Origin of the sequence: Pseudomonas sp. 22072, assembly GCF_052046095.1 — a bacterium.
In the GTDB taxonomy this organism is placed as follows: Bacteria; Pseudomonadota; Gammaproteobacteria; order Pseudomonadales; family Pseudomonadaceae; genus Aquipseudomonas; species Aquipseudomonas paracarnis.
Window position 1 is genome coordinate 1 of the sequence record NZ_JBQEQE010000070.1, and the last position, 384, is coordinate 384.

Consider the following 384-nt stretch of genomic DNA (forward strand, 5'->3'; position numbering starts at 1 on the left):
CCATCGGCGTATTCGTAGCGGGTGACGTGGCCGAGTTCGTCGCGTTCGGCGATGATTTTGCCGTAGGGGTTGTAGCTGAACTCCCTACAACCACCGCCTGGCTGGGTCAGTTTCAGCAAGCGTCCTGCGGCGTCCCACTGATACTGGATTAGTGCGCCATGCTCATCCTCACGGGCAACCTGTCGACCCAGATCGTCATAGCGATAACGCTTGATCCCACCATGGGGCAAGTGCTCCTCAAGCAACTGCCCATGTTCGTTCCACACCAGTCGATGGCAACTGTGATCCGGATACCAAATCCCGTTCAGTTGCCCGTGCTTGTTGTAGCTGTAGTCAGTAACCTCTCCATCGGGATCGGTCCTACGCGTAACATCGCCTTGCTCA

1 protein-coding gene is annotated in these 384 nt (G+C 56.8%); it reads right to left on the reverse strand.

Going from position 1 to position 384, the window contains the following annotated elements; all coding sequences use genetic code 11:
- The coding region (locus ACTJLA_RS26825) for a hypothetical protein (RefSeq protein ID WP_440842496.1) at positions 1–384 on the reverse strand (384 nt) is incomplete at both ends.